We start from the raw sequence: 14,663 nt of genomic DNA, 5'->3' as shown, positions 1-14,663 counted from the left end.
GCGTCACGCAGCCTGTTTGGCGCGCGATTCCGACTTGTCTAGATAATAGGTCGAATAGCGGTCGAAGAACCTTTCCGAGCCACCGAGCGAGCCGTATTTGGCCAGCTTCTTCAAATCGACCTTGTTGAGCACCGCGCCGATCACCTTGTTGGCCATATAGGGCTCGGATTCCAGCATCGAGCGCACCATGTTGCGTGGCGTGCGGCCCCATTCGGTGACCAGCACGAAGCCGTCGACCAGCGGCGCGAAAGCCTTGGCGTCGACGACGGGGCCGAGCGGCGGCAGGTCGACGATGATGTACTCGAACGTCTCCTTGGCGTTATCGATGAAGCGCCGCATGCCGGCCGAGCCCAGAAGCTCGCTGGTGTGCGAGAACTGGCCGCGCAGCACGGCGGGAATGATCGCGAGCTTGGTCTGGCGGTCGACCTTACCGACCGACTGCCAGGTCTGGCCGTTGACCACCGCTTCCATCAGGCCCTGCTCGGCCTCCATGCCGAGGCTGCGGCTCAAGCCAGGATTGCGCAAGTCGCCGTCGATGAGCAGGGTCTTGGCGCCGTTGGCGGCGAGCAGGCCGGCAAGGTTTGCGGCGACCGTCGACTTGCCTTCGCCGGGCAGCACCGAAATGACGCCGATCACCCGGCTGCCGCGGTCTTCCATCACCACGTCGAAGGCGATCTTGGCGTTGCGCAGCGTCTCGGCGAACATCGAGGCCGGGGCGTCGATGCTGACGCGCATGCGCGCCCGTCTCTCAGCCGCGGAAAGGCTGGCCACCTTGCCGTCGGCCGGCAGGTCGTCGGCTTTGCTATCCTTGGCCTTGCCGCCGCCGATCGTCGGCAGATAACCGAGGAATTTCAGGCCGACGCGGTCGCGAATGTCCTCGCCCGTCCTGAAGAAACGCTCGTTGAACTCGTTGAGGCCGCCGAAGCCGGCGCCAAGCATCAGGCCGAGCACCAGCGAGAGCGCCAGCACGCGCAAGGTGCGCGGGCTGGAAGCCGCGAGCGGCATCGTCGCGTCGGAAATGATGCGGACCTTGCCGACCGGGAAGGACTGCTGCTGCGAAGCTTCCTCATAGCGGCTGAGGAAGGTCTGATAGAGCGTGGTCAGCGCCTGGGCCTGCTGGTCGAGCTCCTTGAGCTTCACCTGCGACTGGTTGTCGATCGAGCTCTTGCCGGCGGCGGTGGAAATCTTGTCGCGCAAAGCCGTCTCGCGCGCCTGCGCCACCTCGAAATCGTTGCGGTAGCTTTCGGTGAGCTGCTTCAGCTGGCCGAAGATCTGCGCCGAGACATCGGCCTTTTCCTTGGCCAGCGCGATCGCCTGCGGGTGATCCTTGCCGAAATTCGTCTCGACGTCCTGCAGGCGCTTGGCGACGGCCAGATAGCGGGTCTTGAGCGCGATGATGACCGAGCTGCTCGGCTGGTCGGCGCCGATAGCCGAATCGTTGAAGGCGCTTTCGGAGCCGCTGTCGACGATCGCCTTGTATTGCTGGTAGCGGGCGCTGGCTCTGGCGGTATCGGCCTGGGCGACGATGAGCTGTGCGTTGAGATCGGCGAGCTGCTTGTCGCTCAAGAGCTGGCCGTCGCTGTTGGCGGACAATCCATGTTCGGCCCTGAACTTCTCGACGGCCATCGCTGCCTGCTGAGAGCTTTCGCGCAACTCCGTGAGCCGGCCCTGCAGCCACAAGGCCGCGCGCTCGGTGGCGTCGAAGCTGGCATTGAGCTGGTCGGCCAGATAGGCGTCGGCATAGGCCTTGGTGATGGCCGTGGCCAAGGCAGGATCAGGCGCCTGGTAGCCGATGGAAATGACGTAGCTGCGGCCGTTGCGCTGCGCCAGCACCTCGCTCTGCAGCTTCAGCACGGCATAATCGTGGCGTGCCGTCTTGATCATGGCCTGGCGCGTCGCTTCGTCGACATTCTGCATGCCGGGGATGTCATCGGCCGAACTGCCGCGGAAATAGCCGACCGCGCCGCGCAAGAAACCGATGCCCTTGGCCAGAGCCGATTGCGGCGGGTTCATGAACGCTTCGTTCTGGTCGAGCTTCAGCTTGTCGACCACCACCGATGCAAGGCGCGCGGACGTCAGGATCTCGATCTGGCTGAGCAGCGAAGCGTCGGTCTGCATGGTTTGCGACGCCGCCGAGATATCGTCGACGACCTTGTTCAGGCCCTCATCGATCAGGACGCTCGCCACCGACATATATTGCTTGGGTGTGGTCTGCAGATAGATCACGCCCAGGAACAGGCCGATGATGGCGCAGACCGCCACCACCTTGACCTGTCGGGCGGCCATGCCAAGCAGACGCTCGATGTCGATGAAGTCTTCACCCTTTTCCGGATCGGTGCTGGGCAACGGCATCCTCTTGTCGAGAGGGAAGTTGGCATAGTTCATCTTCGGTCCAATTCCAGGTTGCAGGCGCTATCGGCCTTGGTAGATCGGCGTCGTGACCAGAAAAGACCGCGCAACGTCCTTGCCAGGATGCGCCGGGCCGGAAGGCCCTGGCGCTTGAGTGGCTGTCGCGCCATCGCGGGTTCGTATATGCACCCGAAAGATGGGCATTATGCGGCTACTTCCCGGCGCTCATGCGACCGGACGAATTGCTGCAGCATCTCGAGGACAGGCCCCTTCATGTCGTCGCGCGCCAGGGCGAAGGCGATGGTGGCCTCGATGAAGCCTTCCTTGGAGCCGCAGTCGAACATGCGGCCATCGAAAGGCCGCGCGTAGAAAGGCTGGCTTTGGGCCAGCCGCACCATGGCATCGGTGAGCTGGATCTCGTTGCCGGCGCCGCGCTGCTGGTTGCCGAGCAGCGCAAAGATTTCCGGCTGCAGCACGTAGCGACCATTGATGTAGAAATTCGACGGCGCGTTGGCCGGCGCGGGTTTTTCGACCATCGCCGTCACTTCGAAGCCGGATGCCACGTCGGCGCCGCGGCCGACAATGCCGTATTTGCTGGTTTCGGAGGGATCGCAGCGCTCGACAGCGATCACATTGCCGCCGGTCCGCTGGTAAAGATCGACCGTCTCGGCAAGGCAACCGCGCGCACCAAAGGACACCATGTCGGGGAGCAGCAGCGCGAAGGGCTCATTGCCGATCACGTCGCGCGCGCACCAGACGGCGTGGCCGAGACCTTGCGGCGACTGCTGGCGGATGAAGGAGGTGGCGCCGGCCTCCGGCAGCAGGCTTTCCAGCGATTGCAACTGCGCCTTTTTGCCGGTCTGCTCCAGCGTGCCGATCAGTTCAGGATGCAGGTCGAAATAGTCCTCGATGACCGCCTTGTTACGGCCGGTGACGAAGACGATGTGCTCGATGCCGGCCTCGAACGCCTCGTCGACGGCATATTGCACGACAGGCTTGTCGACGACGGGCAGCATCTCCTTCGGCATCGACTTGGTCGCCGGCAGGAACCGCGTTCCGAGCCCCGCCACCGGGATGACTGCCTTCCTGATTTTCTGCATCTGCTCTTCCTTCTGAGAGAAAAGATTTCTACCTATCGCCGGCTATCAAATCGCCCGCATGCTTCATCTCCCCACCCCCACGGCGAACTTGCGCCGCAACCCTTCTGAGCCGGACCGCGATCGGCATCGACATATGCCCGATCGCGGCCGGATCCCTGAGCGCCGCGCCGATCGCCTTGAGCGGGGCGCGTGCCTTGATATGCTGAACCAGGGACAGGAACGACGCCGCCTTGCGCAGGCTGCGGCCACGCCTGGCGAAGGCTGCCTTTGCGCTGCTGTCCATGGGATATGCCGCCGCGAAGGCGGCGTCGGCGCGCGTCATCGCCTCGACGTGATGCAATTCGAGCACGCGCGAGATCGAGCCGGAGCGGATGTGGTAGACATAGCCGACTGTCGGCTCAACCACGCAGCGGCCGCCGCTGGCCAGCGCGCTCGCCAGGAGGATGTAGTCCTCGCCGATGCGCAGCTTCTCGTCGTAGCGCAGCCTGTTGTCGTCGAGGAAGCGGCGCTGGAAGATCGGCTTCAGATAGCCGAGATTGAAACGCGATTCGAAGACCAGATTGCCGGCGATGTAGTCGGCCAGCGAGATTTCGCGCAGGCCCTCGAGATAGCCGGCCGGGAACATGATGTCGTCGGGCGTGCCGTCCTCGAGCACGACCTGCACATTGTCGACCGCAATTTGCGCACCCGCCGCTTCGGCGCGCGAGATCATCGTGGCCAGGCGGTCGGGAAGGACCGCGTCATCGGAATCGAGCACTGCCACCCAGCGGCCGCGCGCCAGATCGAGGCCGGCATTGCGGGCGCCGCCAGGACCACGATTGGCGGGCAGCGCCATCACCTTGACGATATCTTGCGGATAAGCGCGCGCCACATCCAGCGTGCCGTCGCGCGACCGGTCGTCGACGACGATGACCTCGACCGTCACGCCAAGTTGCGCGATCGCGCCGGCGATGGCGCGGTCGAGAGTGGCCTCCGCGTTATAGGCGGCGATGACGAAGCTGACGTCAGGCTGCACGCTTGTTTCCTTGTTCTGGCGAAGTGAGGCCGTACTGGCGGATTTCGCGGACGCCGACCAAACCGCTGATGACGCCAACGTGCATAATGCCGCGCAGCACGCTGCGGTTCCGTCGAACCGGGCTGATCGCGGTCAAAATGGCCATGCCGAAGCAATAGACGGCCTTGGCCGCAGCCAGCCCGACCTGGCCGCCGCGGCGCACGCCGCCGGCGCCGCGCCCGATCAGGTGGCCATGCGTCTGGCCGAAGCGGAAGCGGCGGCGGCGCAGCCAGTCGAACGCGGCCCTGGCGCGCGGCACGACCTCGTCGACGAAAGCCTCGGGTGCAAAGGCGATGCGGCCGCCGGCCTTGACCATGGCATCGAAGAACTCGGTGTCCTCGCCGCCGGTCTGGCCGCGCGCCAGGCTGAAGCGCCGGCCGCGCAGGCTCGCATCGGTCATTCGGAGCAGGACGTTGCAGGTGTAGCCGGTGTGGATCTCGCCGCGCACCCAGACCGGCAAGGTGGAATGGAAGTCGCCCTTTTGCATCCAGTCCGGCGCGTCCTGGCGATAATGCGCCCGCACCGGTCCGAGCACCGCCGTGGCGCCCGTGGCGTCGGCCGCCGCCATCAATTCGACCAGCCAGCCGGGAGACGCCGTCTCGTCGTCGTCGATAAAAGCGGCGAAATCCGACACGCTGGCGTCGAGGCAGGCGTTGCGGGCGATCGAGATGTTGCGCGCCGGCGCGTGGCGGTAGCGGACCGGCAGCTTCAGTTCCTCGGCCAATGCCTTTACCAGCTTCTGCGCGCTGGGCTCGTCGTCATTGTCGGCAATGACGATGCCGATCACCGCGCCCTCGGGCTTCTCCAGCGCGGCGACGGAGCGCACCGTGTCGGCCAGTTCCGGCCGGCGGAAGGTGCAGATGCAGATGTCGATCGAGCGGCTGGCCATCACGCCACCTTGCGCTGGGAGCGCGACGCCAGAAGCTGCTGCCAGAAGCCGGCCGACCAGCCGAAATGCATGACCATCGCCGAGACCCCGGCCAGCGCGATGCTGGCGTTGCGCTGGCGTAGCGCCGTCACCAGCCCGTAACCGAGGCACACGGCCATCCACAAAAGGAAAGGCACCGCCGCAGTCCAGTGGACGAAGGAAAACAGGGCGAGCAGCACCACGGGCGCCACCAGCAGCGGGATCATCTGACGAACCTTCGGCACCATGCGATGCTTCAGGACGTTCCTGGCGCGGCCGCGGCCATAGCCGAGATACTGGAAATAGAGGCTCTTCAGCGTCGAGCGCGGATAGTAGACCATCTGCGTCCTGCCGCTCATCCAGATGCGGTAGCCGGCCTGGCGCAGGCGGTAGTCGAGCTCGGCGTCCTCGTTGTGGCTGAAGCTCTCGTCGTAGCCGCCGACATGCCTGAAAGCGGCGATGCGCATCAGCGCGTGATGGCCGTGGTCGACCCATTCGCCCTCGGACACGTGCCGGTGCTTCGAGCCACCGGTGCCGAGCTTGGAATTCTGCGCAGCAGCGACCGCCTTCTGCACGGCGCCGGTACCGGCGGTCAGCATCGAAACGGCGACCGAATCGGCGCCGGTGGCAAGGGCTTCCTCGACCAGCCGCTCGCAGTAATCCTCCGGATAGCCGCCATGCGCGTCGATGCGGATGAGGTAGTCGGCGTCTTCACCAAGGGTCGCCACCGCGAGATTGATGGCAGCGCTCTGGAGACGCTTCGGATTGGCGAGCAGGACGACCCGGGCATCCTTCGCCACGATCTTTTCGACGATGGCTTGCGTGCCGTCGGTGCTGCCGCCGTCGGCGACGACGATGCGGCCGCCGAGCCGCGCCGCAGCGGGCCTCAACTGGTCGAGCAGGCCGCCGATATGGGCTGCCTCGTTGAGGCATGGAATGACGATCAGGATCGATGTGGTGGCCTGCGTCATCGGCTCTTGCGAGTCCCCTGCCATCACGCCACCGCCTCCGTCGTCGCAAAATTTGAAGGCATTGCGGCAAGGCCGCGCAGCTTGTCGACGAAGGCCGCGCAATCGCTGCGGTCGTAGCTCCAGGTTCTGGGGTTGCGCGCCAACACCCGAGACTTCAGGCCGCGATATCGATCCTGATCCATCCGACCGAGCATCGCCTCGATGTCTTCGGGCGTCGCTTCGGGCAGGAGCACGCCGATGTCTTGCCGTTTCAGGAACCTGCCGGTTTCGGTGTCCGCCATCGAGATTGGCACGGCGCCGAAGCGGCAGCCCTCATAGAGGCGGTTGGGAAGCAGCCATTCGGAATTCTGGCCGGCTTCGAAGAAATCGATCGCCCAGGAGAAATGCACCTGCCCATAGATTGTCGCCATGTCCTCCGGATTGCGGTAAGGCCCCTCGAACGAAAGCCAGGGCTCTGCCTCGACGAAACCATGAAAATCCGGGAATTCGGACAGCGCCGGGCGGCCTCTCAGCACGACCTCGAAACGGCCCGCCTGGCGGCGGGTGAAATCGGCCAGCAGCTCCAGCGAGCGGCGACAGCGCAGCGCGCCGAACCAGCCGATGCGCCAAGGCGGCGTCGCCGGGCTGTCATCCTCGAAAGAATGCGCGGCGACAACGGATGCCGCCTCGAAATATTTGTTCTCGATCAGCTCGACAGGTGCGACGATCTGCCCGAACGGCTCGAAATAATTGGCGATGAAGGCCGGCGAGCTTGTCACCAGAAGCCTCACGTCGCGGGCGAGATGACGTTCGGCGCCACGCAGCGTCCTGCCGACGAAATCGTCGCGCAGCACCAGACGGTGGATATCGAGGCATTCATAGACGATCGGCACGCTCGCTCCGAGCGCGCTATTGGCGCGGCGGGCCAGCGCCAGCATTTCGAGGTTGCGCGCGATGATGAGATCGGGCCTGGACACGGCGCCCAATTTCGCGCCGATCGACACGGCTGCCTTGGCGACCGCGGCGATGCGCTGTGCGAATCGGCCGTCGCGCGTCGCGCCAAGGTCGACCGGCTCGACACCCTCGATTTCGGCGACCGGACCGGTGGTGCGGCGGAAGCCCGCCAAGGTGACCCTGGCGCCGCCTGCCTTGAGCATCTGAATCCTCCGGCGCACCGCCGGGTCGGATACGTCATGCACAAGGTACAAGACATGCAGCATGTAACTCGACCGCTGTTGGCCCACCCATCGGGGATGCTAGTACAGCTTTTGCTGCATCGCAACAATTTTGGTGCAGCGTAGCAAGCGCCCGCAGATTTTTTGTTGCACTGCAAAAACATCTTGCGGTAGCTTATGCACGGCGGCGGGCGCCGGTCGCGACGATGTCGGACCGATGCAAGATCAGGGATCCTGAATTTGGAAACCAGTGCATTCGATCCGCCTGAGGGCTCTCTGCGCAAATCGGTCGGACGCGGCGCGGTCGTCACCGCGATCGCGCAAGGCGTGCGGGTGGCGACGCAGATCATTTCCGTCATCGTGCTGTCGCGCTTGTTGTCGCCGCAGGATTTCGGCGTCGTGGCGATGTGCGCGCCGGTGCTTGCCTTCATCGCGCTGTTCCAGGATTTCGGCCTGACCCAGGCGACGATCCAGAAGAGCGGTATCCGTCACGATGAGGTCAACTACCTGTTCTGGATCAACGTGGCGGTGAGCGCGCTGCTGGCCTGCGTGCTTGCGGCTTCGGCGCCGCTGGTCGCCGCCTTCTATGGCGAGCCGCGCGTGACAGGCCTCGTTGCCGCCTTCGGCCTGCAGATCATAGCCTATGGCCTGGGAGCCCAGCATGTGGCGCTGTTGACGCGCCGCATGGAGTTCACGCGGCTGGCCATCATCGACATCGCCAGCGCCATCGTCGGTGTCGTCGTCTCGATCGCCTGGACCTTCATCGATCGCTCCTATTGGGCGCTGTTCGCCGGCACGCTGGCGAGCGCGGTGCTGCCGACCTTGTGCTACTGGTATTTTTCGCGCTGGCGCCCCGGCCTGCCGCGCAAGGTCGACGGCATCGGCGCGCTGATCAATTTCGGCGCCGGCATCACCGGCTTCAACTTCGCCAATTTCTTCGCCCGCAACCTCGACAATGTGCTGATCGGCAAATACTGGGGCGAGGCGCAGCTCGGCCTCTACGACCGCGCCTACAAGCTCTTGCTCTTCCCGCTCAGCCAGATCACCAACCCGCTGTCGAAGGTGATGGTGCCGGCATTGTCGCGATTGAAGGACGAGCCGGACCGCTACCGCAGCGCCTATCTGCGCGTCATGCCGCTTATCCTTCTGGTCGCGCTACCGGGTGTCGCCTTCGCCACCGCCATGTCGGACACGCTCATTCCCTTCGTGCTCGGCGAGCAGTGGCGGGGGAGCGCGCCGATCTTCCTGGCGCTAGGCTTTGCCGGATTGCTGCAGCCGCTCAACAACCCCGCGGGATGGCTGTTCGTAAGCCAGGGCCGCTCGGGTGACTTCATGCGCTGGGGTATCGTCACCGCCGTGACCTCGGTGCTGGCCTTCGCCATCGGCCTGCCCTACGGGGCGCTGGGCGTCGCGGTCGCCTACGCAATCAGCGAATATATGCGCACGCCCTTCCTGTGGCTTTATGTCGGCAGGCACGGACCGCTGAAGGCCAGCCATGTGCTTCACGCGGCATTGCCTTTCGTGCTTGGCGCGCATCTGGCGTTTGGCCTGGTCTGGCTCGCCAAACCGATGCTGCAGGCGCCGCCCGTCGTTGCGCTGGCCGCCGGCGCGGCGCTCTCCTATCTTGCCACCATTGTCGTCGCACTTGCCTTCAGCGCCGGCCGCGAAGCGCTTCGCGAGGCCTTGCGGCTGATCCCGGCACGAGGGGTCCTCGCAGCCCCGAGCGGGGCCAAATGAGCCCGGCCTGCTCGCGAAATGCTGACTTCAGGACAGGGATAACCGCATGAACTACCGATCGATTTCAGACATGAACGACGCGATCGTACGCAACCTGCACCGGCTGCCGCGCGACATCGACCTGGTTGTCGGCGTGCCGAGGAGCGGCATCCTCGCCGGCACCATGGTCAGCCTGATCGCGAACATCCCGATGACCGATCTCGACAGCTTCCTGGCCGGCAGGATCTATACTTCCGGGATCACGAAACGCTGGGCGGGCCTCGACCGGCAGGCTTCCGAGATGCGCAAGATCCTGGTGATCGACGACAGCATCATCGGCGGCACCGCCATGCGCGATGCGCGCGAAAAGGTCGCGGCCAGCGGCATCGAGGGCGATTTCATCTTCGCCGCCGTGTTCGGCCTGTCGCTGCAGCACGAGGAAACCGACATGGTCTTCGAGGCCGTGCCGCATCCCAGGATGTTCCAGTGGAATTTCATGCACCATGTCTTCCTCGAGCAATGTTGCGTCGACATTGACGGCGTGCTTTGCCTCGATCCGACCGAGGAAGAAAACGACGACGGCCCGGCCTATGAGAAATTCCTGGCCGAGGCGCGGCCGCTGCTCGGGCCGACCCGCAAGATCGGCTGGCTGGTGACGAGCCGGCTGGAAAAATACCGCAAGCTGACCGAGGCATGGCTCGCCAGCCGCGACATCAAATACGATCATCTCATCATGCTCGATCTGCCCAACAAGGCAGAGCGGCAGCGGCTCGGCGCGCATGGCAGCTTCAAGGCCGAGTTCTACCGCAAGTCGGACGCCATCCTGTTCATCGAGAGCGAGCACGAGCAGGCGCAGAGGATCGCCAAGCTCTCCGGCAAGCCGGTGCTGTGCGTCGAAACCAACATGGTGAGCCTGCCCGATCCGCTGTCGCTGCCGGCGCTGCAGCAGGCGGCGCGCAACCTGCCGGCGCGGCTGAGACAAATCAATTCACTCGACGGGCGAAAGCAGGCCGTGAAGGCGACGGCGCGCGCGCTGCTCGGCGAGCGCGGCTACCAGGCGCTGAAGAACCGGGTGAAGCGCCCGGCATAAGAAATTAGGCGGCGCGGCGGACGCCCTGCCGGGCCGCCCTTTCGAGAAGATCGAGAAACACAACCAATTGCCGCGCGGGGTCGAGCTCCGGGCGTTTGGAGAAGGCGATAGCCGCGGCCGAAAGCCGTTCGTATTCCGGGCGGTCGTTCCACAGGCGCCGGACCGCCGCGGCCCAGTCGGCGACCGGAGCATCGTAGTCGAGCAACACGCCGCCGGGCCCGATGGCTTCGGGCAGGCCGCCACGCTTCGATCCGACGACCGGGATGCCGCTGCAATGCGCCTCGGATGCGACGCGGCCCCAGGCTTCCTCCCATTTGCTCGGGGCAAGCAGGATCCTGGTGCGGCCATAGACCGTCTTCATGTCGTTGGTGCGGTTTTCGAGTGTAACGTTCGAGAGCGGCGCGATGGTCTTCTCGACGCGGGCGCGATGGTCGTCGTCCAGTTTCCAGCTTTCCACGAACAGGAAGGGAATCTCCGGACAGGCGGCCGCAATCTTGACCGCCAGATCGAAACCCTTTTCCTCATAGGGATTGATCATGGTGACGAATTCGCCGGTCGTGTGCGTGCAATAGAGCGCGTCGTTGATGGTCGGCGGAAGAACGATGGACTCGATGCCGAATTTTTCCTTGTAGGTGCGCGCCGTGAACTCCGAATTGGCGATGTATATAGCCGAACCGAGTTCGCGCGGATCGCCGGCGAGTTCGTGAAACTCGACATTGTGGAGATAGACGACCAGCGGCACTCCCTCCGCCAGAAGCGCTTTTCCGAGCAGGACCGACTTGTGGCATTGCACGACGGCGACGTCGGGTCTGGTTTTCCCGACGGCGAAGCCGGCCGCCTCCCAGGGGTACCAGGCGCGCATCACCGGATAGCCGGGGAAATTGTCGACAACGGCGGGCTGCCGCAACAGCTTCATCTTGGCGCGCGCCTTGAGGCCGAACATGCCGTCGCCGAACAGCGAGGCGAGGACCGATGCCTGGTGGCCGTGCTCGATCAGCTGTTCGACCAGATGGTGGGTGTTGGATTGCACGCCGCCGGTGAACTCGGGAATGTATCCGTTGCCGCTCGCAAAAAGCACTTTCATCATTCGACTCCTAATCCGGCCCGGCGGATGAGCATGCGGGCCGATCAGCTTGCGCTGCGCGCCAATGGAAGCTTCGAAGTCATTGCCTGACACAGGCGGCTGACCGAGGCGGAAAGCGACAGCGTCGAGTACTCCCGCAACAACTTCGATGCCGGGATCACCTTTCCCGCCTTCAAGTCCTGCACCAGGTAGTGAGGAAACGAATGCATGTATTCCCTGACGATGTCGGCCTTCAGCGCTCCCGACTTCCATGCCTTCACCGCCGAGACGAATTCGTCGGCAGGGGCGGATGCCAGGCCCGTATCGTAGGCTTCGAATGTACGCCGCACGATGGCGCGTTCCTTGTCGCTGAGCGAGGTCTTTCCGGCTCGTTCGGCAAGCAGGGCGTAGCGGCGGATGTCTTCGGCCGCGTGGTGCCATAGACCCTTCCTGGCCATGATGCTCGAACGCTGCAGCAATGCCTGCATCTCGAGATCGGCCGTCTTCGGCAAGGCCTGCTCCGAGCGGTCGAGATACTCATGCAGATCGACCGACTTGTAGATTTCTTCCATGATCACCCGGTCGTACGAGCCCCAGGCCTTGATCCGGTCGGTATAGGAAATCACCACCTTGGTGCTGCCGCGGACCATGTCGTGCTGGCGCTGGAAGAACATGAGGCCGTCGACCCTGATGCCCTTGAACCGGCGTGCAAGCCTCAGCATCATCTCGTAGTCCTGCGACCGGACAAGGGTTTCATTGAAGCCTCCAACCTCGTCGTAGCATTTGCGGCGCACCAGCAGACCCGGCTGGTGGACGTGGCAATATTCGAGGTGGGACGGAAAGAAATTGTCCTGGCTGACGTGGCCGAACGCGACGATCTCGTAATTCTGCTCTCGGATCTGAGCCGACTGCTGGAAACGTGCATATTCACCGAAAGCGAAATCGGCGGCCGGCTCCCGCTCGAAGGCGGCGAGAAACCGCTCGAGCGCCGTCGGGTGCGCGACGTCGTCGTCGTCGAATATCCAGACGAAATCTCCCCTGCTGTGCTTCAGGGCGAAATTCAGCGCCGTCGATTTGCCGCCATTCTCCTTGCGGTAATATTCCACAGGCGCGGGGAAAGAGGCCGCCACCGCGCTGGTGTTATCCGTCGAGCCGTCGTCCACGATCAGGATCTGATCCGGCGCCACGGTCTGCTGGAGCAGGCTGGCGATGGATTCGGGCAGGAACTTTTCCCGGTTGAAGGTAGGAACGATGACGGTGACCGTCGGTTTCCGCGGTGCAGCCATTGGTGACCTCATACTGTCTTCTGTTCCGCCTGCCTTACGCATTCTGCAGATCGAGATTGGCGAAGGGATTGGTGCACGGATGCCAGCCGGTGAAGCGGATCGGATCGTCGGGCGAGCTGCGCCAGGCATAATCGGTCAGCATGTGGAACTCGGCGATGACCCAGCGGTCGAAATGGCGGAGGTCGCGCCGCTTGTCCTGAGGCAGCAGCTCGCGCGCCTTGCCGAGCTTCACCGTTTCCGCCAGCGTCACCACATCGGCAACCTTGGCGCTCGGGAATATCCAGGGGTTGCGGTTCTGGAATTCGAGCACGAATTGCTGCAGGTGCTCGATGCGCATGTTGAGCGGCCCGAAATATTTTTCGAGCGTGACGCGAACCAGATCCTCGTCCGATAAGGACGAGATGGCAGCGGCCGCGATGCCGGTGGAGGCAATGCCGCCGGCGACGATGGCCAGTGCGGTGCGGCGCGTGATCTTCATCGACCCCTCCCTCATGCCGCCAGCTTACCCGCCGCCCGCAAGGACAGGGCAGCCGCGGTCAGGCTTGGATTGGCGCAGGAACAGCTCGGATAGGTGCTGGTGCCGACGACCACGAGGTTCCTGAACTGGTGGTGGATCATGTCGCGGTCGACCACGGAATCGACCGGGCCCGTGCCCATGCGCAACGTGCCCTGCACATGCGATTCGGTCGGCCTTATGCCGCGATCGAAAATCTGTTCGACCGGCAGCGGCTTGAGCAGTTCCGGCAACCTTTCCAGCGCTTTCGCCATGCCCTTGGTGGCGTAGTCCGACGCGCCCCTGAAGGTCACGAAGGCGTTCTCGTCCTTGTCGAGCACGACGCGATTTTCCGGGTCGAGCAGGTTCTCGGTGACGATGACCAGCGGCAGCACCTGCCGCAGCCTTCCCTTCTCTGCGCGCATGCCGTGCTGCCAGCGGTTCTCGAAATAGACGAGCGCCGCCGCATGCTCGGCCCGGTGCGGCCCGTCATAGAGACCGAAATTCAGGCCGGTGGTGATGGTCGAGCCGTCGAAATTGTCGACGCCGCCGAGATAAGCTTCGTAATTCCAGCCATAGGATTCGTGCAAGCCCAAGCCGACGAACTCGCCGCCAAGTCCGGAGCGCAGCATGATCGCGGGGCTCTGTATGGCATTGGCGCCGAGGATGAAGAGATCGCCGCCGACCGAATATTCCTTGCCCTTGTGGACGAAGGTGACGGAGCGGACCGCACCGCCGGCATGATCGAACCGGCGCACCTCGGCGCCGAGACAGACCGAGACGTCCGGATGCTGGAACACATGCATCAGTCCGTTGTTGACGGTGAACTTGGCGTCCGCCGGACACAGCCAGCATCTGAGATTGGCGCAGCATGAGGCGCGTTGCGAGGTCGCCACGCGCGCCCGGGCGGTCGGCATGACGAAATGCTGATCCGGCTGCGCCGCCTTCATCATGCGGTCGGGTGTCGACATGCGATGCGGCGGCTGCGGAAACGGCCGCGAGCGTGGCAGCATCCGCGCCATATCGGGATCGCCGGAGATCGACATGACCTCCTCGGCATCGCCATAGAACGGTTCGAGGTCGTCATAGCTGATCGGCCAGTCATTGCCGACGCCGTAGGTGCTCTTCAGCTTGAAGTCGTTGGGATGGAAACGCGGCGTCTGCGCGAACCAGCAATTGGTGCCGCCGCCAAGACCGATCGTGTAGTTCCACGGCTTGTCGGGATTGTCAGTATCGTAGGTGGTTTCATCGTCTATGTCGGTGTTGGCGTTCTGGCTGAGCTGCCACTCATGCGTGTTGTGGCGGCCCCATTCCAGCACCAGGACGCGGGCTTTGCGCCGCTTCAGGAATTCGTGCAGGAAGAAGGACGACCCGAAGCCGGATCCGATGACGACGAGATCGAAATGCTCGCTGGCGATTTGTTCGGGCCGAACGTCGAGCACCATCAGATCGAACCCTCCTGCTTCACGCGCATGGTCAT

General features: G+C 64.1%; 12 protein-coding genes. 2 read left to right on the top strand and 10 right to left on the bottom strand.

Annotated features, from left to right (window positions below; genetic code table 11):
* Positions 1–3: 3 nt before the first annotated feature.
* From FJ414_RS13230 to FJ414_RS13205, 6 genes are all read right to left on the bottom strand, one after another.
* Positions 4–2,385: a polysaccharide biosynthesis tyrosine autokinase gene (locus FJ414_RS13230; RefSeq protein WP_140644818.1), complete on the bottom strand. Its 2,382-nt coding sequence runs from the start codon at positions 2,383–2,385 to the stop codon at positions 4–6.
* Between the two features lie 167 nt (positions 2,386–2,552).
* Positions 2,553–3,449, bottom strand: a complete 897-nt coding sequence (gene galU / locus FJ414_RS13225) for a UTP--glucose-1-phosphate uridylyltransferase GalU (RefSeq protein WP_140644817.1) — start codon at positions 3,447–3,449, stop codon at positions 2,553–2,555.
* Between the two features lie 28 nt (positions 3,450–3,477).
* The gene (locus FJ414_RS13220; RefSeq protein WP_140644816.1) at positions 3,478–4,464 is read right to left on the bottom strand and encodes a glycosyltransferase family 2 protein; all 987 of its coding nucleotides are present in this window, start codon (positions 4,462–4,464) and stop codon (positions 3,478–3,480) included.
* Complete coding sequence (locus tag FJ414_RS13215) at positions 4,454–5,392, bottom strand: glycosyltransferase (RefSeq protein ID WP_140644815.1); 939 nt, start codon at positions 5,390–5,392, stop codon at positions 4,454–4,456. The genes FJ414_RS13220 and FJ414_RS13215 overlap by 11 nt, the downstream gene beginning before the upstream one ends.
* Entirely contained in the window at positions 5,392–6,381 is a 990-nt protein-coding gene (locus FJ414_RS13210; RefSeq protein WP_140644850.1) for a glycosyltransferase family 2 protein, read from the bottom strand. Before FJ414_RS13210 ends, FJ414_RS13215 begins: the two co-directional genes overlap by 1 nt.
* Before the next feature lie 23 nt (positions 6,382–6,404).
* Positions 6,405–7,580, bottom strand: a complete 1,176-nt coding sequence (locus tag FJ414_RS13205; protein WP_140644814.1) for a glycosyltransferase — start codon at positions 7,578–7,580, stop codon at positions 6,405–6,407.
* Positions 7,581–7,775: 195 nt separating this feature from the next.
* On the opposite strand from FJ414_RS13205, the gene FJ414_RS13200 reads away from it, so the two are divergent.
* Together FJ414_RS13200 and FJ414_RS13195 are read left to right on the top strand one after the other, a co-directional pair.
* Complete coding sequence (locus tag FJ414_RS13200; RefSeq protein ID WP_140644813.1) at positions 7,776–9,272, top strand: lipopolysaccharide biosynthesis protein; 1,497 nt, start codon at positions 7,776–7,778, stop codon at positions 9,270–9,272.
* 46 nt (positions 9,273–9,318) lie between these two features.
* A complete protein-coding gene (locus FJ414_RS13195; RefSeq protein WP_140644812.1) occupies positions 9,319–10,341 on the top strand; it encodes a phosphoribosyltransferase in 1,023 nt (340 codons plus the stop codon).
* Between the two features lie 4 nt (positions 10,342–10,345).
* On the opposite strand, the gene FJ414_RS13190 is transcribed toward FJ414_RS13195, so the two are convergent.
* From FJ414_RS13190 to FJ414_RS13175, 4 genes are read right to left on the bottom strand one after another with little or no spacing between them, the layout of a single operon-like run.
* The gene (locus FJ414_RS13190; RefSeq protein WP_140644811.1) at positions 10,346–11,425 is read right to left on the bottom strand and encodes a glycosyltransferase; all 1,080 of its coding nucleotides are present in this window, start codon (positions 11,423–11,425) and stop codon (positions 10,346–10,348) included.
* Positions 11,426–11,469: 44 nt separating this feature from the next.
* Positions 11,470–12,690, bottom strand: coding sequence for a glycosyltransferase family 2 protein (locus FJ414_RS13185; protein WP_181181603.1), 1,221 nt, complete (start codon positions 12,688–12,690; stop codon positions 11,470–11,472).
* Positions 12,691–12,724: 34 nt separating this feature from the next.
* On the bottom strand, positions 12,725–13,168 hold the full coding sequence (locus FJ414_RS13180) for a hypothetical protein (protein ID WP_140644809.1): 444 nt from the start codon (positions 13,166–13,168) through the stop codon (positions 12,725–12,727).
* 11 nt (positions 13,169–13,179) lie between these two features.
* Complete coding sequence (locus FJ414_RS13175; protein WP_140644849.1) at positions 13,180–14,628, bottom strand: GMC family oxidoreductase; 1,449 nt, start codon at positions 14,626–14,628, stop codon at positions 13,180–13,182.
* Positions 14,629–14,663: the final 35 nt, after the last annotated feature.

The sequence above is a fragment of the Mesorhizobium sp. B3-1-6 genome, from assembly GCF_006439555.1.
Classification (GTDB): domain Bacteria; phylum Pseudomonadota; class Alphaproteobacteria; order Rhizobiales; family Rhizobiaceae; genus Mesorhizobium.
This window is presented reverse-complemented; position numbering and strand designations above follow the sequence as displayed.

What these genes read in the sequence shown, in the direction of transcription:
- FJ414_RS13185 (WP_181181603.1), bottom strand. Translation starts at nt 12,690, where the DNA reads ATGGCTGCACCGCGGAAACCGACGGTCACCGTCATCGTTCCTACCTTC.
- FJ414_RS13215 (WP_140644815.1), bottom strand. Translation starts at nt 5,392, where the DNA reads ATGGCCAGCCGCTCGATCGACATCTGCATCTGCACCTTCCGCCGGCCG.
- FJ414_RS13180 (WP_140644809.1), bottom strand. Translation starts at nt 13,168, where the DNA reads ATGAAGATCACGCGCCGCACCGCACTGGCCATCGTCGCCGGCGGCATT.
- FJ414_RS13195 (WP_140644812.1), top strand. Translation starts at nt 9,319, where the DNA reads ATGAACTACCGATCGATTTCAGACATGAACGACGCGATCGTACGCAAC.
- FJ414_RS13175 (WP_140644849.1), bottom strand. Translation starts at nt 14,628, where the DNA reads ATGGTGCTCGACGTTCGGCCCGAACAAATCGCCAGCGAGCATTTCGAT.
- galU (WP_140644817.1), bottom strand. Translation starts at nt 3,449, where the DNA reads ATGCAGAAAATCAGGAAGGCAGTCATCCCGGTGGCGGGGCTCGGAACG.
- FJ414_RS13210 (WP_140644850.1), bottom strand. Translation starts at nt 6,381, where the DNA reads ATGACGCAGGCCACCACATCGATCCTGATCGTCATTCCATGCCTCAAC.
- FJ414_RS13205 (WP_140644814.1), bottom strand. Translation starts at nt 7,580, where the DNA reads ATGCTGCATGTCTTGTACCTTGTGCATGACGTATCCGACCCGGCGGTG.
- FJ414_RS13230 (WP_140644818.1), bottom strand. Translation starts at nt 2,385, where the DNA reads ATGAACTATGCCAACTTCCCTCTCGACAAGAGGATGCCGTTGCCCAGC.
- FJ414_RS13190 (WP_140644811.1), bottom strand. Translation starts at nt 11,425, where the DNA reads ATGAAAGTGCTTTTTGCGAGCGGCAACGGATACATTCCCGAGTTCACC.